Below are 23398 nucleotides of genomic sequence, written 5' to 3'. Positions count from 1 at the left end.
GGCGGGCAAAAAACAAGCCGAGGATTATACCTGAGCTATGACCTCACGCGCCAGTTGAGGTCGGGTTTGATGCGGAAACATTGCGACTTAGTAGGTCGCGCAGTTGATTTTTCTCTTCGATACTCAGTTCGCTTTGACGCGCTTTCCTGAGCAACTGTTCCAGATTTCGCTCGCGTTGGCGGGCTGACAAGCTAGTAATGGTGTCGAAAAACTGTTGTTCAAGGTTATCGCCGTCAATCAGCCACTCCTTTTCTGCCAGTGCCTTGAGCAAGCGTCCCTGTTCGGTGCCGTGCCATCGCGCGATCAACTGAAATGAGTTTAGCTTGGGATTCTTCTGTACGGCTTCGAGCAGCGCCACAAGCAACTGGGCGTTGGTCTGATTTTCGTCCGCAATGTGCCCGGCATCTTCGACGCGTTCGGCCAGTTGCGGGTGATGAAGCAGTGTGCGCAGGGCGGTCAGGGTCGGCGACTCTACGCCAATCGGTGTGCGCGGGCGCTGCTGGTCGCGATCACCGCCACGTTTGCCGTTCTTGTCCCAGGGCTTTTTGTCCCACTTCTTGCCGCCAGCGCCGGGCTTCTTCGGTGTCCACTCCTGCTGCGGCACATACATGTCCTGTGCCTGCGGCTGATGGTAGTCGCTGTAGTCCGGCATTGCGTCGTAATCGATGCCCGGATCGTAGGCAGGCGGCGCTTCCTGCGGTGCATTTTGTGCGAGCTGACTGACGGTTTCACTGCTCAGGCCGGTGATTTCGGTCAGGCGCTGACGCATCAGAATCCTCAGGTTGGCACCCGGAACCTTGTCGATCAGCGGTGCGGCGAGGGTGGCCAGATGGGCCTTGCCTTCGAGCGACCGCGGATCGGCCTCTTCGGTCAGTTGCTGGAAGAAATAATCCGCCAGCGGCTGAGCGTGCTGATTGATCCGGGCCTTGAAGGCATCAGTGCCTTCGGCGCGCACCAAGGTATCCGGGTCTTCGCCTTCGGGCAGAAACAGGAAGCGTGCGCGGCGCCCGTCCTGCAGGCTTGAAAGCGTGGCTTCCAGGGCGCGCCAGGCGGCATTACGGCCGGCCTGGTCGCCGTCGAAGCAGAACAATACGTTCGGTACGACGCGGAACAGGCGCTTCATGTGTTCTTCGCTGGTCGCGGTGCCCAGCGTCGCGACGGCGTTCTTCAGCCCCTGCTGAGCGAGGGCGATGACGTCCATGTAGCCTTCGACGACGATGATTTCGTCGAGGTTGCGGTTGTTCTTGCGTGCTTCATAGAGGCCGTAGAGTTCCTGGCCTTTATGGAATACCGGGGTTTCCGGTGAGTTCAGGTATTTCGGCTTGTCGTCGCCGAGCACGCGGCCGCCGAAAGCGATGATGCGCCCACGGGTGTCGCGGATCGGGAACATCACGCGATCGCGGAAGCGGTCATAGCGTTTGCCGGTTTCGGCGTTCTCGATCAGCAGGCCGGCGTCGATCATGGCCTTCTGCTGCAAAGTGTCGCTGCTCAAGTGCTTGAACAGGTTGTCCCAGCCCGGCGGCGCGAAGCCGAGACCGAAATCCCGGGCGATCTCGCCAGTCAAGCCGCGGCCCTTGAGGTAATCCACTGCGGCTTTGCGTGCCGGATGGCTCTTGAGCGCCTGCCGGTAAAAGTCGGCGGCGGCAGTGAGCAGTGGATACAGCGGCGAATCGGTCGGCTGCCGTGGCTTGCGCTCGCGGCCGCTTTCTTCGCGGGGGATTTCCATGCCGGCAGCTTTGGCCAGATCTTCGACAGCCTGGGGGAAATCCAGGTTGTCGTGATCCATGAGAAAGCCGAGGGCATTGCCGCCGGCACCGCAGCCGAAGCAGTAATAGAACTGCTTGTCGGGGCTGACGCTGAAGGACGGGGTTTTCTCTTTGTGAAACGGGCAGCAGGCGGTGTAGTTTTTGCCGGCCTTCTTCAATTGCACGCGCGAACTGACCACGTCGACGATGTCGGTGCGGTTCAGCAGGTCGTCAATGAAGCTCTGGGGAATCAGCCCGGCCATGGCGTTCTCATCGTCTGCGCTGTAATAAGTCCGATGCGAAAGGCTGCCGGACGCGGGTCATTGTTTGAAGCGCGCAAAATGTGCGGCTCGACCAGTGTCGTCTGCGTAATCGCTGTCGGGAAGTGTATCTGCCGAAAATCCACTGACGTTAGTACTCATCAGTCGTCGACTATTTGAAAGTGTTGCGCTGAATCCGCTGACGGCCGGTTCAGGGCCTCGGATAGCTCAATAAAGCGGGCACGCATGCAGGTGCCTTGGGCTGATCGTCGTAAGAGGAATCAGTGGGTGTGCTCGTCAGTAGCCTTGAAAGGCTCGTCAGAAAAGACGTGCACCGCTGGCAAAAGAGCCAGGTCTGACGCGTGAAGCAGATTTGTCTCGGTCGCGTGTGCGGCTTCGACGGTGAAGCATCAAGCGTTTTACGCAAATGCCATTAGCCCGGCTGAGAGCCGGGCTTAGGCAAGAAGCTTGCTACGAACGTCTGTGTATTAGTACAGACGAACGGCGCGGCGCTGTTCGCGCTGAACTTTCTTGGCGTGACGCTTAACAGCGGCTGCTGCTTTGCGCTTACGCTCAGAAGTTGGCTTCTCGTAAAATTCGCGGCTACGAACTTCAGCCAGTACACCGGCTTTTTCGCAGGAGCGCTTGAAACGACGCAGAGCTACGTCGAAGGGTTCGTTCTCTTTAACTTTGACGGCTGGCATCCAGAGCTACCTTCATTCATTACCGGGGTCAACATCCTCGCGGCAAAAGAGCACTTGAAGACGTCGGTTTTTAAGGGTTGCGGATGTTAACCCCTCATCGCTCGGAATGCAAAGCCTCTGATCGAAAACCGCTGGTCGGGGCATCACGCGGCGACTATTATGCGCGCCTTCGAATTCAGCCTAAACAAGGCGCAAACCCATGCTAGTACTGGGATTAGAAACCTCCTGCGACGAAACCGGTGTCGCATTATATGACAGCGAACGCGGCCTGCTGGCCGATGCACTGTTTAGCCAGATCGACCTGCACCGCGCTTATGGTGGCGTAGTGCCGGAGCTGGCCTCGCGTGACCATGTCAAACGCATGCTGCCCTTGATTCGTCAGGTGTTGGCCGAGGCCGACTGCGTGCCGACCGAGATCGATGCGATCGCCTATACCGCTGGCCCCGGCCTGGTTGGCGCGTTGCTGGTCGGTGCCTCCTGCGCTCAGGCGCTGGCGTTTGCCTGGGGCATTCCGGCGCTCGGCGTGCACCACATGGAAGGCCACTTGCTGGCGCCGATGCTGGAGCCAAAACCACCGGAATTCCCGTTCGTCGCTTTGTTGGTCTCCGGCGGTCATACGCAGCTGGTTCAGGTGGATGGCATCGGCCAGTACAGCCTGCTCGGCGAGACGCTCGACGACGCCGCTGGTGAAGCGTTCGACAAAACCGCGAAGATGATGGGCCTCAATTATCCGGGCGGCCCGGAAATCGCCAAACTGGCCGAGAAGGGCGTCGCAGGACGTTTTACCTTCCCGCGTCCGATGTGCGATCGCCCGGGCCTGGATTTCAGCTTTAGCGGCTTGAAAACCTTCGCCCTCAATACCTGGCAGCAATGCGTCAGCGCCGGGGACGACAACGAGCAAGCCCGTTGCGACATCGCGCTGGCGTTCCAGCAGGCCGTGGTGGAGACTTTGACCATCAAGTGCAAGCGTGCCCTGAAGCAGGCCGGCATGAAGCGTCTGGTGATCGCTGGCGGCGTCAGTGCCAATAAGGCATTGCGCGTGTCGCTGGAGAAGATGCTCGGCGACATGAAGGGTGATGTGTTCTACGCCCGTCCCGAGTTCTGCACCGACAATGGCGCGATGATCGCGTTTGCCGGTTGCCAGCGCTTGCAGGCCGGTCAGCAGGAAAGTCTGGCAATCAGCGTGCAGGCGCGCTGGCCGATGGAGCAATTGTCGCCGTTGTGATCAGCGGCGTTCATGGCCGGTATTTAAAAATGCCGTTCGCGCCCGGCAAACAGGTCGCGTAGATTGCCGCGGTGGCGCCAGACGATCAGCAGGGTCAGCGCGCTCATCGGTAGCAGCGCTTCCGGTTCCTGCCAGGCCAGCAGCGGCAGGGTCAAGGGAGTGGCGATCAGTGCTGCGAGCGAGCTGGTGCGGGTCAGGTAGAACGTCAGCAGCCAGGCGCACACGGCCAGCAGCGCGGCGGGCGGATACAGGCCCAGCAGCATGCCGGCAGCGGTGGCGACACCCTTGCCGCCACGAAAGCGAAAGTACAGCGGGAACAGGTGACCGATCACGGCGCACACGCCGATCCACGCCTGATCCTGCAGCGAAAGGCCGACAGCCGAGGCGATCAGCACCGGCACCAGGCCTTTGCACAGATCACCCAGCAAGGTCAGGATCGCCAGTTTGCGACCGGCCAGGCGCAGCATGTTGGTGGCGCCGGCATTGCCCGAGCCACTCATTCGCGGATCCGGGTTTCCGGTCAGGCGGCTGAGCAAAATGGCGAAGGACAGCGAGCCGAGCAGGTAGGCGAGAGTCGCCAGTAACCAAAACATGCTAACTATTCCGGGCGAGGACGCCCTGATTCTAACGGCGCATTGCGCCCTTGTCGTGCAGCGGAGAGAAGTGCTTGGACAGAGTGTTTATCGAGGGCCTGGAAGTCGACACCGTGATCGGTGCCTACGACTGGGAGCGCGGCATCCGCCAGTGTCTGCGACTTGATCTGAGCTTCGCCTGGGACAATCGCCCGGCCGCCGCCGGAGATGACCTGACCCTGGCGCTCGACTACGCCAGCGTATCCACGCGGATTCAGGCGTTTGCCGAGCAAGCGCAGTTTCAGTTGGTCGAGACCTTCGCCGAGCGTCTGGTTGAAGTGCTGATGAGCGAATTCAAGATCACTTGGGTACGCCTGAAGCTGACCAAGCCCGGCGCCGTTCCGGCTGCCAAGGGTGGTGTGGGCGTGGAGATCGAGCGCGGATGTCGCTGACTCAGGTCTACCTCGGGCTCGGTAGCAATATCGAGCGCGAAAGTCATTTGCGCGCCGGGCTCGACGCTTTGGCGACATTTCTGGTGGATATCCGCTGTTCGGCGGTGTTCGAAAGCGCGCCTGTGGGGATCAAAAGCGGGCCGTTCTTCAACTTTGTGGTGTCGGCGTATACCGACCTGCCGTTGATCGAGCTGGACCGGCGCTTGAAATTCATCGAGGCGGATAACGGTCGCTATGCACCGGATCGCAAGGGCTTGCCGCTGGATATCGACGTGCTGCTGTATGGCGATCTGGTGGGGAATTTCGACGGTCTGGTCTTGCCGCGTGCGGAAATTCTGAAAAATGCTTTTGTGTTGTGGCCGTTGTCGTTGATTGCGCCGGATCGCGTGCATCCGGGCGTGGGAAAAAGCTTCGCGACATTGTGGGCTGAAGCGCAGATTGATCAGGTGCTGGCGCCGGTGGCGTTCGAGTGGCGTGGCGCGCAACTGACCCCGCAGAATCTTTAAGGCAAAAGATCGTAGCCTGCGGCAGATCCTACAGAGAAACGCATATTCCCGTGTAGGAGCTGCCGCAGGCTGCGATCTTTGGATCTTGCTTCAGGCGTTCTCTTTGTAGGCTTTCAACGCCTTGAGCCGTTCACGCTTCAGCGCTTCGCCCAGTTCCGGGCCTTTGAATCCCTTCTCCAGCAACGGCTGCACCGCAACTTCGCGCGCAGCCTTCGCCGCGCCACGCAAGTAATCCGCCTGTGGATAATTTCTCTGCTCCAGCCCCTTGCGTCCGCGGGCATCCATTTCGCACGCGGCGATGAACTCTTCAAACCGCTGCGGTCGGCGATACACGTCAAAACTCTGCAGCAGTTCCAGCAGCGTCGAAGCTTTCAGCTCCAGCGCGCGGTGGCCATGGGTGTGGTACTGGCCGACCAGCAACGCCAGTTCCTGGCAATCCTTCGGCGCCTTGAAGCGTTCGCTGACTGCTTTGATCAGCTTCAACCCGGTGTGTTCATGGGCGATGTGCCGCGGCCACTCTGCTTGCGGGGTCAGGCCTTTGCCGAGGTCGTGCAGCAGACAGGCCCAACGAACCGTCAGCGGTTGTTTGTGCAGCGCTGATTGTTCCAGCACGCTGAGGGTGTGCAGGCCGGTATCGATTTCCGGGTGATGCGCTTCCGGTTGTGGCACACCGAAAAGTGCGTCGACTTCCGGCATCAGTACTTTCAGCGCGCCGCAGTCGCGCAGCACCTGAATGAACACCTGCGGCTGATCTTCCATCAGTGCTCGGGAGATTTCTTTCCAGTTGCGTTCGGCGGTCAGCGCTTCCAGTTCGCCGGACTCGCTGAGCTTTCGCATCAATTCCAGCGTCTCCGGCGCGACAGTAAAGCCCAGCCCGGCATAACGCGCAGCGAAACGGGCAACGCGCAGTACACGGAGGGGATCTTCGGCGAACGCCGGAGAAACGTGGCGCAGGATCCGGGCTTCCAAGTCGCGCTGGCCATGATAGGGATCGGTCAGATTGTGTTGATCGTCCTCGGCCATGGCGTTGATGGTCAGGTCGCGGCGAATCAGGTCTTCTTCGAGCGTCACTTCGGGGCTGGCGTGAAAGGTGAAGCCGCCATAGCCGCGTCCGCTCTTGCGTTCCGTGCGGGCGAGGGCGTACTCCTCGCCGCTTTTGGGATGAAGAAACACCGGGAAATCCGCGCCAACCGGGCGATAACCCTGGGCGAGCATTTCGTCCGTGGTGGCACCGACCACCACCCAATCGATGTCCGTGACCGGTTTGCCCAGCAAGCGGTCACGTACGGCACCGCCAACCTTGAAAATCTGCATAAAAAACCTCCGTTAGCCCGACAGGATAACCCTTGCGTCAGACTTTCGGAGGCCAGAACCGGATCAAAGATGAATCACGGCAAGATCAAGCCGACCGTAATCGCCTTCGCTGTGTTCGCTGCGCGGCGGAACGTGATGGGTTTTCATGATCTGGTCGCCTTGCAGGGTTTCCAGATGAATATCGAAGCCCCACAAACGATGCAGGTGTTTAAGCACCTCTTCAGTGGAATCACCCAGTGGTTTGCGGTCGTGCTGCTGGTGACGCAGGGTCAGTGAGCGGTCGCCGCGCCGATCGATGCTGTAAATCTGCACGTTCGGTTCACGGTTGCCGAGGTTGTATTGCGCCGCCAGGGTTTCGCGGATGATCCGGTAACCGGGTTCATCGTGGATGGCCGGCACCAGCAGATCGTCCTTTTGGTCGTCATCGAGGATACTGAACAGTTTCAAGTCACGGATCACTTTCGGTGACAGGTACTGCAGGATGAAGCTCTCATCCTTGAAGCTGCTCATGGCGAACTTGATGGTCGACAGCCAGTCGGTCCCGGCGATTTCCGGGAACCAGTGACGATCCTCCTCGGTTGGTTCTTCGCACATGCGCCGGATGTCGCGATACATCGCAAAACCAAGCGCGTAGGGGTTGATGCCGTTGTAGTAGGGACTATCGAAACCTGGCTGGAACACCACGCTGGTGTGCGAAGTCAGGAACTCCATCATGAAGCCGTCAGTAACCAGCCCTTCGTCATACAGGTCGTTCATCAGCGTGTAATGCCAGAACGTTGCCCAGCCTTCATTCATTACTTGGGTCTGGCGTTGTGGATAGAAATACTGGGCGATCTTGCGCACGATCCGCACGATCTCGCGCTGCCACGGTTCCAGCAACGGCGCGTGTTTCTCGATGAAATACAGGATGTTTTCCTGCGGCTCTGCCGGGAAGCGGGCATTGTCCTTGTCGCTGTACTTGTCCGCACCTTTGGGAATGGTGCGCCACAGATCGTTGATCTGCTTCTGCATGTGTTCTTCGCGATCCTTTTGCCGGCGGCGTTCTTCTTCGGCGGAGATCGGGTAAGGACGCTTGTAGCGGTCGACGCCGTAGTTCATCAGCGCATGGCAGGAGTCGAGCAGATCTTCCACCGCATCGATGCCGTGGCGCTCCTCGCACTGCATGATGTACTGCTTGGCAAACACCAGGTAATCGATGATAGAACTCGCGTCGGTCCAGGTGCGGAACAGGTAATTGCCCTTGAAGAAACTGTTGTGGCCGTAGCAGGCATGGGCCACTACCAGCGCCTGCATGCAGATGGTGTTTTCCTCCATTAGATAGGCGATGCACGGGTCGGAGTTGATCACGATTTCGTAGGCCAGGCCCATCTGCCCACGGCTGTAGGATTTTTCAGTGCTGAGGAAGTGTTTGCCGTAGGACCAGTGGTGGTAACCCAGCGGCATGCCCACCGAGGCATAGGCGTCCATCATCTGCTCGGCGGTAATCACTTCGATCTGATTGGGGTAGGTATCCAGCGCATAGCGGGCCGCGATCCGGGCGATCTCGCGGTCGTAGGTCTGGATCAGCTCGAACGTCCATTCGGAGCCGGTGGAAATGGGTTGGCGCTTCTGCTCTTTGGCGGTCATGTCACTAACCTGCGCTGGAAGAGTTCACGGAAGACCGGATAGATATCCCCGGCCGAGACCAGTTGCTGCTGGGCAAAAGTGTCAGAGAAAGCTTCGGCGATGCGTTCGTATTCGTACCACAAGGCCTGATGTTCGCGCGGGGTGATCTCCACATAAGTGTAGTACTGCACAAACGGCATGATCTGGTTGATCAGGATGTCACGGCAGATCGGCGAGTCATCGTTCCAGTTGTCGCCGTCGGAAGCCTGCGCCGCGTAGATGTTCCACTCGTTGCTCGGATAGCGCTCGGCCATGATTTCCTGCATCAGTTTCAGGGCGCTGGAAACGATGGTGCCGCCGGTTTCCCGTGAATAGAAAAACTCCTCTTCGTCGACTTCCCGGGCGCTGGTGTGATGGCGGATGAACACCACGTCGATTTTGTCGTAGTTCCGTTTCAGGAACAGATACAACAGGATGAAAAAGCGCTTGGCGATATCCTTCGTCGCCTGGGTCATGGAGCCGGAGACGTCCATCAGGCAGAACATCACCGCTTTTGAGCTCGGATTCGGTTGTTTGATCAGCAGGTTGTATTTCAAGTCAAAAGTGTCGAGGAACGGCACGCGATGAATGCGCGCGCTGAGTTTCTCCATTTCTGCCTCGAGCTCCTGAATATCGCCGAAGTTGTCTGGTTCTTCGCGTCTCAGGCGTTCAAGTTCGGCTTTGACTTCGCGCAGTTTCGCCCGGCTGCTGCCGGACAGGGCAATGCGCCGTGCGTGGGCTGAACGCAGGGTACGGATGATGTTGATCCGCGACGGATTACCCTCGTTGCTGATTCCCGCACGTACGGTTTTGAAGGTGTCGGTGCCGCTCAGGTTGCGTTTGACCAGATTCGGCAGTTCGAGGTCTTCGAACATAAACTCGAGGAATTCTTCCTGGGTGATCTGGAAGACGAATTCGTCCATGCCCTCGCCGGAGTTGCCGGCCTTGCCCGGACCACGTCCGCCACCTCCTCCCGGCGGGCGGGCGATGTGTTCGCCGGCGGTGAATTCCTTGTTGCCGGGATGCACAACAGTCTGCTTGCCGCCGCGACCATGGTGAAGCACCGGTTCGTCGATGTCGCGACCGGGAATACTGATCTGTTCGCCGTGCTCCATATCGGTAATGGAACGCCGGCTGACCGCCTCTTCGACAGCCTTCTTGATGTGGTCACGGTAACGCCGCAGGAACCGCTGGCGGTTTACCGTGCTCTTGTTCTTGCCATTGAGACGTCGGTCGATCACATAGCTCATAGACCCCTCCGGGGAGCTTCAAGTCATAAGCTTCAAGCTACAAGTGAAAGCTCTCCCGTTCCCGAGACCGGTCTCTGCTGTTCTCTTGCAGCTTGTCGCTAGAAGCTTGCAGCTGCTTTATTGCGATTTGCGGACCCGTAGGTACCATTCGGAAAGAAGCCGTACCTGTTTGTCGGTGTAGCCGCGTTCGACCATTCGAGTGACGAAGTCGTTGTGCTTTTGCTGATCCTCTTTGCTTGCCTTGGCATTGAAACTGATGACTGGCAGCAGGTCCTCGGTGTTCGAGAACATTTTCTTCTCGATGACCACCCGCAGTTTTTCGTAGCTGAGCCAGGTCGGGTTCTTGCCGTTGTTGTTGGCCCGTGCGCGCAATACGAAGTTGACGATCTCGTTGCGGAAATCCTTCGGATTGCTGATGCCGGCCGGTTTTTCGATTTTTTCCAGTTCTTCGTTGAGCGCGACGCGGTTGAGGATCTCGCCGGTTTCCGGATCGCGGTATTCCTGATCCTGAATCCAGAAGTCCGCGTACAGCACGTAGCGGTCGAAGATGTTCTGGCCGTACTCGCTGTAAGACTCGAGGTACGCGGTCTGGATCTCCTTGCCGATGAATTCGATATAACGCGGTGCCAGGTATTCCTTCAGATAGCGCAAATAGCGTTCGCGCGTCTCGGCCTGGAACTGTTCCTGTTCGATCTGCTGTTCCAGCACATAGAGCAGGTGCACCGGGTTGGCGGCGATTTCATGCGGGTCGAAGTTGAACACCTTGGAGAGGATCTTGAACGCAAACCGGGTCGACAGACCGTTCATGCCTTCGTCGACGCCTGCCGAGTCGCGGTATTCCTGAATCGACTTGGCCTTCGGATCGGTGTCCTTGAGGTTTTCGCCGTCGTAGACGCGCATCTTCGAATAGATGTTGGAGTTTTCCGGCTCCTTGAGGCGTGACAGCACCGTGAACTGCGCGAGCATTTTCAAGGTGTCAGGCGCGCAATGGGCCTTGGCCAGCGAGCTGTTGAACAGCAATTTGTCGTAAATCTTCACTTCGTCACTGACGCGCAGGCAATACGGCACTTTGACGATGTAGATCCGGTCGATGAACGCTTCGTTGTTCTTGTTGTTGCGGAAAGTGTGCCATTCCGATTCGTTGGAGTGGGCGAGGAGGATCCCGGTGAACGGAATCGCCCCGAGGCCTTCGGTACTGTTGTAGTTGCCTTCCTGCGTCGCGGTCAGCAATGGGTGCAGCACCTTGATCGGTGCCTTGAACATTTCGACGAATTCCATCAGGCCCTGGTTGGCCCGGCACAGCGCACCGGAGTAGCTGTAGGCGTCGGCGTCGTTCTGTGGGTATTCCTCAAGTTTGCGGATGTCGACTTTACCGACCAGTGCGGAAATGTCCTGGTTGTTCTCGTCGCCCGGTTCGGTCTTGGCCACGGCGATCTGGTTGAGGATCGACGGGTAGAGTTTGACCACGCGGAACTGGCTGATGTCGCCGCCAAATTCGGCCAGGCGCTTGGTCGCCCATGGCGACATGATGGTGTTCAGGTAACGCCGTGGAATGCCGAAGTCTTCCTCGAGGATCGCGCCATCTTCAGTGGCGTTGAACAGACCCAGAGGCGATTCGAATACCGGCGAGCCCTTGATCGCATAGAAGGGCACTTTTTCGATCAATTGTTTCAGCTTCTCGGCCAGGGACGATTTACCGCCACCGACGGGGCCGAGCAGATAGAGGATTTGTTTCTTCTCTTCCAGGCCTTGGGCGGCGTGGCGGAAATACGAGACGATCTGGTCGATGCATTCTTCCATCCCGTGGAAGTCTTCAAAGGCCGGATAGCGACGGATCACCTTGTTGGAGAAGATGCGTGACAGCCTCGAATTGGTCGAGGTGTCGAGCAGTTCCGGCTCACCGATGGCCAGTAATAGACGCTCGGCGGCGGAAACGTAGGCGCTACGGTCTTTCTTGCACAGCTCCAGGTACTCTTGCAGCGAGAGTTCTTCCTGGCGTGTGGACTCGAAGCGTTGTTGGAAGTGGCTAAAGATACTCATGACGTCACCTCGCTCGATACGTGGAGCCGACGCCGGATCACTCAGTCGATGCTGGCAAACAACTGTTGTGGCAGCTGTTTGTTTACCCCCCAGAACACTTTCACGATCGACAATCGCGAAAGTCACTCCCGATGACCCGTGCGCCGGTGTACCGGCTCTCCCCTGTTTTGGATGGCCTGGGCTTAAGGATAGTTGGGAATTCGGGAGGTAAAGGCGAGATACGTAATTATGTGTGGCAAGACCGTTCGTCTGCCGGCGCAGGCCCACGTCAGCCGGGGCCTGCGCGTGACAAAAAAAATTATTCGGCGGTGCCTTGCGCGGTTTCTGAGGGATACGTCGTACGCCACAACTCAAAGCCGCCGTCCATGCTGTAGACGTCGGAGAAGCCCTGGCTGATCAGGTACGCCGCGGCACCCTGGCTGGAATTGCCGTGGTAGCAGACGACTACAGTTGGCGCATCGAGGTCGGCACCTTGAATGAAAGCGTGCAGCGAGTGATTGTCCAGATGCTTTGAGCCACTGATGTGCAGCGCGGCAAAAGTGGCCGGGTCGCGAACGTCGACGACAACGGCACCTTGCTCACGCAGGGCCTGGGCATGTTCCGGGGGGATTCGTTTGAATTCGCTCATGGCGGGTTCCTGTTGCTCGGCTGAAAGCGCAGTCTAACGCGGTGTGCTGACTGGCGAAGTTTCGGGGATAAGTGGTGCGACGGTCGGGGCGAGGCCGCCGTGTTCATCGCATTTGCACGACACGCGCTCGCCGCTGTCGACGTTCATCAGGGTCAGGCTGCCGCCCCAGACACAACCGGTGTCCAGCGCCGAGATACCTGGCTCATGGATATTCCCTTCAAGCGCCGCCCAGTGGCCGAAGATGATGCGCAGGCCTTTGGTCTTGCGCTCCTTGTGCTGAAACCAGGGTTTGTAGCCGGGCGGGGCAGTGTCGAGGCCTTCCTTGCTCTTGAGGTCGAGTTTGCCTTCGGCGGTGCAGAAGCGCATGCGCGTGAAATAGTTGGTGATCACACGAAGGCGGGCCACGCCTTTGAGATCGTTGTCCCATTTCGCTGGCTCGTTGCCATACATGCCGTCGAGGTAGGCGAGCAGCATGTTGTCGTCTCGCAGGGCCGTCTGGACTTCATCAGCGCACTTCAAGGCGCGGCGTAACGACCACTGCGGTGGAATGCCAGCGTGGACCATGGCGACATCGCGCTGCTCGTCGTAGTGCATGAGCTTTTGTTGACGCACCCATTCCAGCAGTTCGGCACTGTCCGGTGCTTCGAGAATCTCGCGCAGGGTATCGGACTTTTTCAAACGCTCGATGTTTTTCGCCGCTGCCAGCAGGTGCAGGTCGTGATTACCGAGTACGCAGACCAGCGACTCGCGCATGCCATATAGAAAGCGCAGGGTTTCCAGCGACTGCGGGCCACGGTTGACCAGATCGCCGACCAGCCACAGACGATCGAGCCTGGTGTCGAACGCTACTTGCTTGAGCAGGCACTTGAGCGGTTCGAGGCAGCCTTGCAGGTCGCCGACGGCATACGTCGTCATCAGTGCAAGGCTCCAGGCACGGCGAGGCGGAAAGGTTTGATGATAGCGTCGAAATGCTTGCCGTCGTCGGCAACCATTTCGTAGGTGCCCTGCATAGTGCCGACCTTGGTGGTCATCACCGTGCCGCTGCTGTACGTGTGGCTTTGGCCAGCGTCGATCAAAGGTTGCTGGCCGACGACGCCTGCGCCGCGAACTTCTTCGACATGTCCGTCACCGTCGGTGATCACCCAGTGACGCGACATCAGGCGGGCGGGCTGCTCACCATTGTTCTGCACGGTGATGGTGTAGGCGAAGGCGAAGCGGTGTTGCTCGGGCTGCGATTGGTCTGCCAGATAGTGAGTAACGACACTGACATCGACCTGATAACGGGAATCGGACATGCAAGAGGCCTTAAACGAAGCGGAACGCGGGGCGTAGCTGATGGGGAATCAGTCTAGGCAAGTATCGGGCAGTAAACCAGAGTGGCGTCCTGCCCGATAGCGTTCATCGTCTATCAGTCGGCGGCGGGGGAGGCCGGAACTTGTACCGCGAGCTGGTCGGCCAGACGTACGAACGCAGCCAGATCCAGTTGCTCCGGACGCAGACTGCCATCGACGCCGGCGGCTTCGATTTCAGCGTTGCTGAGCAATTGCTTGAGGGTGTTGCGCAATGTTTTACGACGCTGGTTGAAGGCTTCGCGCACGACGCGCTCCAGCAACTTGTGATCCTTGGCCGGGTGCGGCAGTACTGCGTGCGGCACCAGTCGGACGATGGCCGAATCGACTTTGGGCGGTGGATTGAACGCACCTGGGCCGACGTTGAACAGGTGTTCCACGCGGCAATGATACTGAACCATGATCGACAGACGACCCCAGTCACCGCCGCCCGGGCCTGCGGCCAAGCGCTCGACAACTTCTTTCTGCAGCATGAAGTGCATGTCGCGAATGATGCCGGCGTTGTTCAGCAGATGAAAAATCAGCGGCGTGGAGATGTTGTACGGCAGGTTGCCGACCACACGCAGACTATTCGGCGCGGCGTTCAGGCTGTTGAAGTCGAACTTCAGTGCATCGCCCTGATGCAGGTTGAAGTTGCTCTTGCCGGCAAACTGCTGGTTGAGGATCGGGATCAGATCCTTGTCCAGCTCCACCACGTCCAGTTGTGCGCCGGAGGACAGCAGGCCGGCGGTCAGTGCGCCCTGGCCCGGGCCGATTTCCAGCAGGCGGTCTTCAGACTTGGCGCTGATGGAGCGCAGGATGCGGTCGATAACGCCGGCATCGTGCAGGAAGTTCTGGCCAAAGCGTTTGCGCGCCTTGTGTTGGTATTGCTCTGTCATAAACGGGTCTCGGCCATCTGGTAGGCGGTTTCCAGGGCGACTTGCAGGCTGCCGGTGTCGATCTTGCCGCTGCCGGCCAGATCCAGGGCGGTGCCGTGATCAACCGACGTGCGGATGATCGGCAGGCCGAGGGTCACGTTGACGGCAGCGCCGAAGCCTTTGTACTTAAGCACAGGCAAACCCTGGTCGTGGTACATCGCCAGCACTGCGTCGCAGTGCTCCAGATATTTGGGGGTAAACAGAGTGTCGGCAGGCAGCGGGCCACGAAGGTCCATGCCCTCGCCGCGCAGGCGCTCTAATGTCGGTTCAATGATGTCGATTTCTTCATGGCCCAGGTGGCCGCCTTCACCAGCGTGCGGGTTAAGTCCGCAAACCAGGATGCGTGGCTGGGCGATGCCGAATTTGTTTTGCAGGTCGCTGTGCAGGATCCGCGTCACGCGTTCCAGCCGTTCTGGCGTGATTGCATCGGCAATTTCGCGCAGAGGCAGGTGAGTGGTGACCAGTGCCACGCGCAAACCACGAGTGGCGAGCATCATCACCACTTGGGCGGTGTGGGTCAGGTCAGCGAGAAATTCCGTGTGCCCGGAGAAGGCGATGCCGGACTCGTTGATCACGCCTTTGTGCACGGGGGCGGTAATCATCCCGGCGAAGTCGCCGTTCAGGCAGCCGTTGCCGGCGCGGGTCAGGGTTTCGAGAACGAAAGCCGCATTGGCCTTGTCCAGGTGCCCAGCCACCACGGGGGCGCTAAGCGGAGTATCCCAGACATACAGGCTGTTGGCGGGCGCCGGGGCATCCGGCCAACTGCCAGGCGCAACATCCAGCAAAGTGACGGCCAGCCCCAGTTGCGCGGCCCGCTCAAGGAGCAGGTCGCGGCTGGTGATGGCAATCAGGGGATGTGGCTGGGCTCGCGAGGCGAGCAGCAGGCACAGGTCGGGACCGATGCCGGCTGGTTCGCCGGGTGTCAGCGCGAAACGCTTGGGTTTCACTGCGCTGCCTGGTCTGCACCAGGGAGTTTGATCTCTACGTACGCTTCGTCACGGATCTGACGCAGCCAGGTTTGTAGCTCTTCGTCGTATTTGCGGTTACGCAGTACGGTCATGGCTTGCTGCTCGCGGGCCTGCTCGGTGCTGTCGGTGGCGCGACGGCCAAGGACTTCCAGAACGTGCCAGCCATATTGAGTCTGGAATGGCTTGGACAGCTGACCTTGTGGAGTCTTGGCCATCACTTCGCGGAATTCCGGAACCAGTACGTTCGGGTCGATCCAGTTCAGGTCGCCGCCGTTGAGCGCCGAACCCGGGTCTTCGGAGTAGCTTTTTGCCAGAGTGGCGAAATCTTCACCGGCCAGAATGCGCTCGTACAAGGATTGAACCAGAGCCTTGGTCTTCGCTTCATCGCGAATCGGGCTTGGTTTCACCAGAATGTGACGTACATGCACTTCGTCGCGCATCTGCGCTTCGCCACCACGTTTGGCCAGCAGCTTGAGGATGATGAAACCACCCGGCGTGCGTGCAGGTTGGGTGATGTCGCCAACAGCCATGCTGCTCAACTCGCGGTCGAACGGCGGTGGCAGTTGCGCGGCTTTACGCCAGCCCATGTCGCCGCCTTCCAGCGCGTTGTCGCTGCCCGACTTGGCCACGGCCATCTGGCCGAAGTCAGCGCCTTGCTTGAGTTGCTGGTAAACCTCCATGGCCTGACGGGCAGCACTCTGAATCGCATCAGAGTTGGCGCTTTCCGGCGTCGGGATCAGGATGTTGGCCAGGTGCAGCTCTTCGGACAGTTGCATTTTGCCCAGATCGGAAGCGAGGAAGTTCTTCACTTCCTGCTCGGAGACTTGAATGCGCTCCGCCACCCGACGCTGACGTACACGGCTGATGATCATTTCGCGCTTGATCTGATCACGGGCGTCGTCGTAGGACAAACCGTCGCGAGCCAGAGCGGCACGGAACTGCTCAACCGACATGTTGTTGCGCTGGGCGATGGTGCCGACCGCCTGGTTCAGTTCTTCATCGGTGATGCGGATGCCGGAACGTTCGCCGATCTGCAATTGCAGGTTTTCGACGATCAGGCGCTCAAGCACCTGTTGATCCAGTACGCCAGGAGGCGGCAAGCCGCCGCCACGCTTGGCGATGGTCTGCTGCACTTCGTGGACGCGCTGGTCCAGTTGGCTCTGCATGACCACATCGTTGTCGACGATCGCTACTACTTTATCGATGGACTGTACTGCGGCGTTGGCCGCAGTACCCAGGAACAGCGCGCCCAGCATCAGCGGGCGCAGACAATCAGAAAGCTTGGTCTTCACGTTCACGATAACCTTGAATGCCTTTGTCGAGGAAGCTCTCTACCTTGGCGCCGGTCAGGCCGCCGAGTCCCTTCAGAACAATTTGGAGGAAGACGCCATGGTCGCCTTTTTCGTTTTGCGGAGCTTCCTGGCTGAACTCGTCATAGGAAACCCAGTAACGGTTGATCAGGCGCAGTTTCCAGCAGCAGTTGTCGTACTCGAAACCACCGAAGGCTTCCAGCGTACGGTTGCGGTTGTAGTCGTACTGCCAGCGGCTGATCGCGTTCCACTGCGGAACGATCGGCCAGATGACCGAGAAGTCATGCTGCTGGATCTTGTAGTAGTCCTTCACGTAGCCAGGTTGGCCAGGAGTGCCATAGTCACCACCACCCACCGACCATTTACCGGTGTTCTGGTCGTAACGAACCTGGTCGTTGCGATAGCGATAGCCGGCGTTGATAACCTTGTTCGGGTTGTCTTCAGGCTGGTAGTGGAACATCGCACTGCCGGAACGTGGGCTGCGGCTGTCCGGATCCCAGTTGTAGTCGGCCGTGGTGCGCCAGTCGCGGTTCCAGCGGTATTCGTATTCCAGTGCGTATGGCGAAACATCGGACTGGGCATCTTTGCGATCCTTGAACGCGATGCCTGGCAGTTGTACTTCACGATCCTTGAAGTAGTAAGCCTGACCGACGCTGATGCGTTGACGCTCGAAACCGTTGTCTTCGATCCAGCGGCTGGTTACACCCAGCGACAGTTTGTTCTCATCGCCGACACGGTCGGCGCCGGAGAAGCGGTTGTCACGGAACAGCGAGGCGTAGTTGAAGGTGTATTCGCTGGTGTCGAATACTGGAATGTCTTCCTGATCGACCTTGGGTACATAGAGGTAGAACAGACGTGGTTCCAGGGTCTGGCGGTAGTTCTTGCCGAAGTACGACGTGTTGCGGTCGAAATACAGGCCGCTGTCGATGCTGGCAATCGGTACGCCACGGTTCTGGCTGCTGTCGAATTCGCCGTTAAGTTTTTTCTGTTCGGCAGTCATCGCATCGATCTGCGATTTACCGGTGTTATCCAGGTCCAGCTGGTACTGGGTGTACTGGTACTTCAGCGACGGCTTCAGGAAGCCGTAAGTCCAGTTCATCGGCAGACTGACGCCCGGTTTCAGATTCAAACGGTCGCCATTGGCACGAGCCAGACCCGTAATGTTGTTGTCCAGGCGCGGTTCGGTTGTTACGCCGTCTTCCTGCACAAAAGTGCCACTTCTCAGATCACGGTCGAAACGGACTAGCTCCGTCTCATAATCGAAATTCAAGCCTTCAGGATGATACGGCAGCTGTCCATTGAAGGTGATCTGCGGCAGACGATCGTAAGGCGTGATGTTCGAAACGGTCGCCAGCTGATAGGCCTGAGCATTCAGGCGCGCTGTGTAGCTGTCACCACGATAGGTGATCGAACCCTGCTGATTGACGAAATCTTCGCTCTTGACGCCGATCTGATCGGTTTGCAGGTCCTGGAAGTAATACGGATCGCTGATCTTGGTGTAATCAACCTGGGTGAGCACACGGGAGTCGAGACCGCCCTTGTGCTGCCAGTTGTACATGTAGCGAGTCTCGCTGTAGTCGGACTGACGCTTGCGCTCATCGTCTTCGTCGTTCAAATACGCCGCACCAAACTGACCCTCACTCGACTTGGTCAGGTAACGGAATTCGCCTTCCACCAACATGCCACGCTTGCTCATGTAGCGCGGGTACAACGTGGCGTCGTAGTTCGGGGCCAGGTTGAAGTAGTACGGCGTGACCAGCATGAAGCCGGTGTCGCTGCCGCTGCCGATGGTCGGCGGCAGGAAGCCCGACTGACGACGGTCGTCGATCGGGAAGTAGATGTACGGCGTGTACAGAATCGGAATGTCTTTTACGCGCAGCGTCACGTTGGTCGCGGTGCCGAAACCGGTGGCCGGGTTCAGGGTGATGTTGTTGCCCTTGAGCTGCCAGGCGTTGCTGTTCGGTTCGCACGTGGTGTACGTGCCGTCCTTCAGACGGATGATCGCGTTTTCGGCACGCTTGGCGTACAGCGCGTTACCACGGATGCGCGATTTGTGCATCACGTATTCCGCGTTGTCGACCTTGGCTTCACCGGTGTCGAGCTGTACATCGGCGTGGTCGCCGACGATCAGCGCGCCGTTGTCGCGGATACGTACATCGCCATTGAGTTCGGCGCGGCTCTCGGCCTGATACAGGCTGGCCTCGTCGGATTCGACCTGCATGCTGCCCTGACGCAGGACCACATCACCGGCCAGCGTACCGACTTGATCATCGGTGTTATAGCGCGAGGCTTTTGCGCCGATAAAGGTCGGAGCATCGCTTTTATTCGTCTTGTCATTCATGCCAGGACGAATCGGTTCGATATAGGCACCAGAGCAGTAAGGCCCGGTCTCGGCCAGTTGAGCGGCGGTGAGCTTCTCGCGCGGAACCCAGTCGAGGTGACTGAAGTCTTCGCTACGGGATTTCAAACCGCGGCCCTTGGCTTCGGTGACCAGCGCCGTTTTAGGAGCTGTGTCTGCACCCGAACCGTTCTCGGTCGCCGCTTCGCCGCTAGCGCTGACGGCACTGCCGTCATGCACCGGACGCGGTGGCAACGCAGCAGCGGTTGATTTGGGCGCACAGGCCCAACCACCCGAAGCCGAGACGGAGCAGTCATACTGCTCGGCGGCAACAACGAATTGACTGGCCAGAGGTTGCATAGCCAGCAGACTGCCGGTTACCAACAACGGAAATTTTTTACGAAACGCGGGGGATTTCAATGCCATCTTATTAGTCCGGGCTTCCTGCGTGCCATCTGCCCGCGGTGTGGGCCGCACGCCTCTCGATGGTCTGAAAAAGATGCTGGATAATAAAGCATGACCCGCTTGACGGCTAGCGCCGTCGGAGACCCTTGCAATGCCTGACCAAGATGTACGCTTGCAACACCTGAAAGTTTGGCTCGATGAGCAGTTGGCAATCCTGTTTGCAGATCAGGGCTGGGGCACCGTGCCCCCGGCCACGTTGACTGCGGCCAGCAGCGACGCGAGTTTCCGCCGTTACTTCCGCTGGGAAGGCGAGGGTCGCAGCTTCGTCGTGATGGACGCTCCGCCACCCCAGGAAAACTGCAAACCGTTCGTGGATATCGCGTTTTTGCTGGCGAAATCCGGAATTAATGTGCCGAAAATTTATGCCGAGGACCTTGAGCGCGGATTTCTTTTGCTCAATGACCTGGGCAACAAGACCTATCTTGACGTGATCGATGGCGAAAATGCCGACGCATTGTTCGCCGATGCCCTGCAAGCGCTGCTGGCTTTTCAGCAGTTGCCGATGGTCGCACCGTTGCCAGGTTACGACGTTGCCTTGCTGCGCCGAGAGCTGGAACTGTTCCCCGAGTGGTACGTGAAGCGTGAACTCGGTATCGAATTCGACTCGGCCCAGCAACAACAGTGGCAGCAGGTCAGCGACCTGCTGATCGACAGCGCACTCGCTCAACCCAAAGTGCTGGTGCACCGCGACTACATGCCGCGCAACCTGATGCTCAGCGAACCGAATCCCGGCGTGCTGGATTTCCAGGACGCAGTCTACGGCCCGGTGACCTACGACGTGACTTGCCTGTTCAAGGACGCGTTCCTCAGCTGGCCCGAAGAACGTGTGCGCGGCTGGCTGGAAAAATACTGGCAGCAAGCCTCGGCGCTGAACATTCCAGTGCAGCCGGATTTCGAAGACTTCCTGCGCGCCAGCGATCTGATGGGCGTGCAGCGTCATCTGAAAGTCATCGGGATCTTCGCGCGCATTTGCCACCGCGACGGCAAGCCGCGTTATCTGGCCGACGTGCCACGTTTCTTCTCCTATATAGAAGCGGTGATTGCGCGTCGTCCTGAACTGGCGGAACTGCAAGCGCTGTTCACCAGCCTGCGGGGTGGAGCAACAGCATGAAGGCAATGATTCTGGCGGCGGGCAAAGGCGAGCGCATGCGCCCGCTGACCCTGACCACGCCGAAACCGCTGGTACGTGCGGGTGGCGTGCCCTTGATCGAATATCACCTGCGCGCCCTCGCGGCCGCCGGATTCAACGAGATCGTGATCAACCACGCCTGGCTCGGTCAGCAGATCGAGGATTATCTGGGTGACGGTTCGCAGTTTGGCGTGAGCATTCAGTACTCACCGGAAGGCGAACCACTGGAAACCGGCGGCGGGATTTTCCGTGCCTTGCCGTTGCTCGGTGACGATGCCTTTCTTGTGGTCAATGGCGATATCTGGACCGATTACGACTTCAGCGTCCTGCACCAGCCGATCAACGGACTCGCGCATCTGGTACTGGCCGACAACCCGGCGCATCACCCGAGCGGTGATTTCACTTTGCTCGACGGTCAGGTAATCGACGGCCAGCCGGACGCGGAAACCCTGACCTACAGCGGCATCGCCGTGTTGCATCCACAGCTGTTCGACGGCTGCACTGACGGCGCCTTCAAACTGGCACCACTGTTGCGCAACGCCATGGCAGCTGGCGAAGTCACGGGCGAGCGTCTGAAAGGTCACTGGGTGGACGTCGGCACGCACGAGCGTCTGGCCGAAGCTGAAGCATTGATAGAAGCGAGTCGCTGACATGTTGTGGCCAGGGACTCTGATTGGAGCCGGAGCGGGTTTTGCGATTGCCAGCATTCCGGGGGCCATGCTGGGGGCATTGTTGGGGCAGGCGCTGGATCGGCGCCTGAACCTGCAAAGCTTTGGGCATCTGCGGGAAAAGCTCGGCGGTCGGCCGATGTTGCGCAACGACGAGCTGCTGTTTGTGTTGCTCGGGCGTCTGGCCAAAAGTGACGGGCGGGTTACCGACGGGCATATCCAGCAGGCGCGTAACGAGATGCGTGCGCTGGAGATGAGTGAGCCAGCGACGCGACGCGCCATTGCGGCGTTCAACCGTGGCAAGTCTGGAAATGACAATCTGCGCGGTTATCTGCGGCGCTTGAGCGCTCAGCCCCATGCGGCCGAAGGTGTCTTGCGGGCGTGTTGGCGGATGGTCTGGGCCGATGGCCGCGCGGGCGTCAGCGAGCGTGAGTTGTTGGCGCAATGGGGCAAGTGGCTCGGCTGGACGACGCATCAGGTGCAGGCGCTGGCCAGTGATTACGAACCGGGCAAGCGTCCGATCGTCAGTGCTGCGGTGAGCTATCAGGAGGCGATGCGTTTATTGGGCGTGTCGGCGTCCAGTGAACCGGCGCAGATCAAACGGGCCTATCGGCGCCTGCTCAGTCGTCATCACCCGGACAAGATTGCCGGTACGGGAGCGACGCCAGCGCAGGTGCGTGAAGCGACCGAGAAAACCCGGGAGCTGCACACTGCCTACACGTTGATTCGTGAACGGCGGGATTTTCGCTAACCGTTAGATGTGTATCGTCTGCGCTGGCCTCTTCGCGAGCAGGCTCGCTCCCACAATGGATTGTGTGCGCAGATCCAATGTGGGAGCGAGCCTGCTCGCGAAGGGGGCGACGCGGTTTGTCGGTCAGTCTGTGTTCTGTGGACTCAACCAGCCACGCACCCGACGGAACAACTGTTCCTGCTCAGCCTTGTTGTCCGGCAAAGCCTTCAGCGCAACCTGGCTGAACGCCGACGTCTTCAAACGCTTGCTCGCCTGCATGCGCTCCAGTGCGGCGTTGCGATCCAGCGGTTTGTCCATATAGAAGATATCCGCCGTTGGCAGCTTCAGTGTCGGCGTCAGCTCGGCCAGTGGCGGCTTGGCTTTGGCTGGCATCTGCGCATCGACCATGACGAACTTCTCTACCTGCGCCGTTTGTTTCTCGCTCAGGTATCGTGCGGCCCAATAGGCGCCAGTGCCGTGTCCGAGCACGACAATGCTGCGTGCGCTCTGCTGCTCGGCGTAGGCAACCGCGGCGTCGATGCGCGCAAAGATTCGTTCGGCGTCTGCCTTGGATTGTTCTTCAGTGGTTTCGGCGACCACTTGATCCGCCACCTCGGCTTCGCCGCCGGCGGCTTGCTCGATCGGCTGCGCGGTGGTGGCGTCCTTGCTGCCTGACTCCGGCGCTTTCGGCGCAGCCGGCGCTGCAACCACGCGCGGTGCGATGGCGTCGCTTTGCAGGTCGGGCAGGGTGATACTCAGGCTGCTCCACTTTGCATCGGGCAATTTGTGCCGCAATGGACCGACTGCCTGCGGCCAGTCAGCCGTTTCGCCGGCGCCGGGGATGATGATCACCGCGCCTTTCGGTTCGGCGGTGTTGGCCGGTTTCCACAGGGCGAGGAAGGTGTCGGTGCCGGCCTGCAACTGTTGCTGTTCTTGCGCCGGGACTTTACGTTCCAGTGCGGCGGCCTCTTCCTGACTACGCTCAAGCAGTGGCTGGCGTTCGGCCGGTTGTTCTTCTGCCGGTTTTTCCGCCGCAGGGGCGGGGTCGGCGGCGTTGACGGAAAACGCACAAGGCAGGAGCAGCGACAGGCACAATGCTGGCATTGCCAGGCGGTAGACAGAGGGCATCGGTTATTCCAGGCCAGAAAGTATCCCGGCAGCCTAATGGGTTGGTCAGAATTTGT

The 23398-nt window shown here is 59.3% G+C and carries 21 protein-coding genes; 6 read left to right on the top strand and 15 right to left on the bottom strand.

From position 1 onward, the window contains the following. Positions 1-43 precede the first annotated feature (43 nt). Both dnaG and rpsU read right to left on the bottom strand, forming a co-directional pair. Positions 44-2008 carry a DNA primase gene (gene dnaG, locus QZR14_RS23640; protein WP_250607928.1) on the bottom strand — a complete coding sequence of 655 codons (1965 nt, stop codon included), beginning with the start codon at positions 2006-2008 and terminating at the stop codon, positions 44-46. A 485-nt stretch (positions 2009-2493) separates the two neighbouring features. Next, a complete protein-coding gene (gene rpsU / locus QZR14_RS23635; RefSeq protein WP_002551877.1) occupies positions 2494-2709 on the bottom strand; it encodes a 30S ribosomal protein S21 in 216 nt (71 codons plus the stop codon). A 199-nt stretch (positions 2710-2908) separates the two neighbouring features. On the opposite strand from rpsU, the gene tsaD reads away from it, so the two are divergent. After that, the gene (gene tsaD, locus QZR14_RS23630) at positions 2909-3934 is read left to right on the top strand and encodes a tRNA (adenosine(37)-N6)-threonylcarbamoyltransferase complex transferase subunit TsaD (RefSeq protein WP_311997883.1); all 1026 of its coding nucleotides are present in this window, start codon (positions 2909-2911) and stop codon (positions 3932-3934) included. 23 nt (positions 3935-3957) lie between these two features. Here the strand turns inward: tsaD and plsY are convergent, their stop codons facing one another. Then, positions 3958-4527: a glycerol-3-phosphate 1-O-acyltransferase PlsY gene (plsY, locus tag QZR14_RS23625; protein ID WP_064390790.1), complete on the bottom strand. Its 570-nt coding sequence runs from the start codon at positions 4525-4527 to the stop codon at positions 3958-3960. A gap of 74 nt (positions 4528-4601) precedes the next feature. On the opposite strand from plsY, the gene folB reads away from it, so the two are divergent. Both folB and folK read left to right on the top strand, forming a co-directional pair. Then, positions 4602-4958 carry a dihydroneopterin aldolase gene (folB, locus tag QZR14_RS23620; protein WP_064390789.1) on the top strand — a complete coding sequence of 119 codons (357 nt, stop codon included), beginning with the start codon at positions 4602-4604 and terminating at the stop codon, positions 4956-4958. Further along, positions 4949-5464: a 2-amino-4-hydroxy-6-hydroxymethyldihydropteridine diphosphokinase gene (gene folK / locus QZR14_RS23615; RefSeq protein WP_250607929.1), complete on the top strand. Its 516-nt coding sequence runs from the start codon at positions 4949-4951 to the stop codon at positions 5462-5464. The genes folB and folK overlap by 10 nt, the downstream gene beginning before the upstream one ends. 90 nt (positions 5465-5554) lie before the next feature. On the opposite strand, the gene QZR14_RS23610 is transcribed toward folK, so the two are convergent. The 11 genes from QZR14_RS23610 to QZR14_RS23560 form a co-directional block, all read right to left on the bottom strand. Beyond that, positions 5555-6778, bottom strand: coding sequence for a multifunctional CCA addition/repair protein (locus QZR14_RS23610; protein ID WP_250607930.1), 1224 nt, complete (start codon positions 6776-6778; stop codon positions 5555-5557). A gap of 63 nt (positions 6779-6841) precedes the next feature. Next, positions 6842-8404: a SpoVR family protein gene (locus QZR14_RS23605; RefSeq protein WP_311997882.1), complete on the bottom strand. Its 1563-nt coding sequence runs from the start codon at positions 8402-8404 to the stop codon at positions 6842-6844. Next, positions 8401-9672: a YeaH/YhbH family protein gene (locus QZR14_RS23600; RefSeq protein WP_250607932.1), complete on the bottom strand. Its 1272-nt coding sequence runs from the start codon at positions 9670-9672 to the stop codon at positions 8401-8403. The genes QZR14_RS23605 and QZR14_RS23600 overlap by 4 nt, the downstream gene beginning before the upstream one ends. Positions 9673-9789: 117 nt before the next feature. Next, on the bottom strand, positions 9790-11712 hold the full coding sequence (locus QZR14_RS23595; protein WP_007910115.1) for a PrkA family serine protein kinase: 1923 nt from the start codon (positions 11710-11712) through the stop codon (positions 9790-9792). Between the two features lie 298 nt (positions 11713-12010). Further along, complete coding sequence (gene glpE / locus QZR14_RS23590; protein ID WP_311997881.1) at positions 12011-12340, bottom strand: thiosulfate sulfurtransferase GlpE; 330 nt, start codon at positions 12338-12340, stop codon at positions 12011-12013. Between the two features lie 33 nt (positions 12341-12373). After that, on the bottom strand, positions 12374-13255 hold the full coding sequence (locus QZR14_RS23585) for a symmetrical bis(5'-nucleosyl)-tetraphosphatase (RefSeq protein WP_250607934.1): 882 nt from the start codon (positions 13253-13255) through the stop codon (positions 12374-12376). Continuing rightward, entirely contained in the window at positions 13255-13635 is a 381-nt protein-coding gene (apaG, locus tag QZR14_RS23580) for a Co2+/Mg2+ efflux protein ApaG (protein ID WP_250607936.1), read from the bottom strand. Before apaG ends, QZR14_RS23585 begins: the two co-directional genes overlap by 1 nt. Before the next feature lie 113 nt (positions 13636-13748). Then, positions 13749-14567: a 16S rRNA (adenine(1518)-N(6)/adenine(1519)-N(6))-dimethyltransferase RsmA gene (gene rsmA, locus QZR14_RS23575; protein WP_122604309.1), complete on the bottom strand. Its 819-nt coding sequence runs from the start codon at positions 14565-14567 to the stop codon at positions 13749-13751. Then, a complete protein-coding gene (pdxA, locus tag QZR14_RS23570) occupies positions 14564-15553 on the bottom strand; it encodes a 4-hydroxythreonine-4-phosphate dehydrogenase PdxA (RefSeq protein ID WP_311997880.1) in 990 nt (329 codons plus the stop codon). The genes rsmA and pdxA overlap by 4 nt, the downstream gene beginning before the upstream one ends. Continuing rightward, on the bottom strand, positions 15550-16866 hold the full coding sequence (gene surA / locus QZR14_RS23565; protein ID WP_442967420.1) for a peptidylprolyl isomerase SurA: 1317 nt from the start codon (positions 16864-16866) through the stop codon (positions 15550-15552). Before surA ends, pdxA begins: the two co-directional genes overlap by 4 nt. Continuing rightward, complete coding sequence (locus tag QZR14_RS23560; RefSeq protein WP_311997879.1) at positions 16847-19648, bottom strand: LPS-assembly protein LptD; 2802 nt, start codon at positions 19646-19648, stop codon at positions 16847-16849. The genes surA and QZR14_RS23560 overlap by 20 nt, the downstream gene beginning before the upstream one ends. A 130-nt stretch (positions 19649-19778) precedes the next feature. On the opposite strand from QZR14_RS23560, the gene QZR14_RS23555 reads away from it, so the two are divergent. Genes QZR14_RS23555 through QZR14_RS23545 form a run of 3 tightly spaced genes read left to right on the top strand, consistent with a single transcriptional unit; the run spans position 19779 to position 22235 of the window. Further along, on the top strand, positions 19779-20798 hold the full coding sequence (locus tag QZR14_RS23555) for an aminoglycoside phosphotransferase family protein (RefSeq protein WP_311997878.1): 1020 nt from the start codon (positions 19779-19781) through the stop codon (positions 20796-20798). Beyond that, positions 20795-21466 (top strand): N-acetylmuramate alpha-1-phosphate uridylyltransferase MurU, encoded by a 672-nt coding sequence (murU, locus tag QZR14_RS23550; protein WP_311997877.1) that lies wholly within the window; start codon positions 20795-20797, stop codon positions 21464-21466. Before QZR14_RS23555 ends, murU begins: the two co-directional genes overlap by 4 nt. 1 nt (position 21467) lies before the next feature. After that, a complete protein-coding gene (locus tag QZR14_RS23545; protein WP_250607945.1) occupies positions 21468-22235 on the top strand; it encodes a TerB family tellurite resistance protein in 768 nt (255 codons plus the stop codon). Between the two features lie 123 nt (positions 22236-22358). Here QZR14_RS23545 and QZR14_RS23540 read toward each other — a convergent pair whose 3' ends face one another. After that, entirely contained in the window at positions 22359-23342 is a 984-nt protein-coding gene (locus QZR14_RS23540; RefSeq protein WP_311997876.1) for an alpha/beta hydrolase family protein, read from the bottom strand. Positions 23343-23398: the final 56 nt, after the last annotated feature.

Source organism: Pseudomonas sp. rhizo66, assembly GCF_031931925.1.
Lineage (GTDB): Bacteria > Pseudomonadota > Gammaproteobacteria > Pseudomonadales > Pseudomonadaceae > Aquipseudomonas.
The sequence above is the reverse complement of the archived record's forward strand: the minus strand, read 5'-3'. Positions and strand labels throughout refer to the sequence as shown.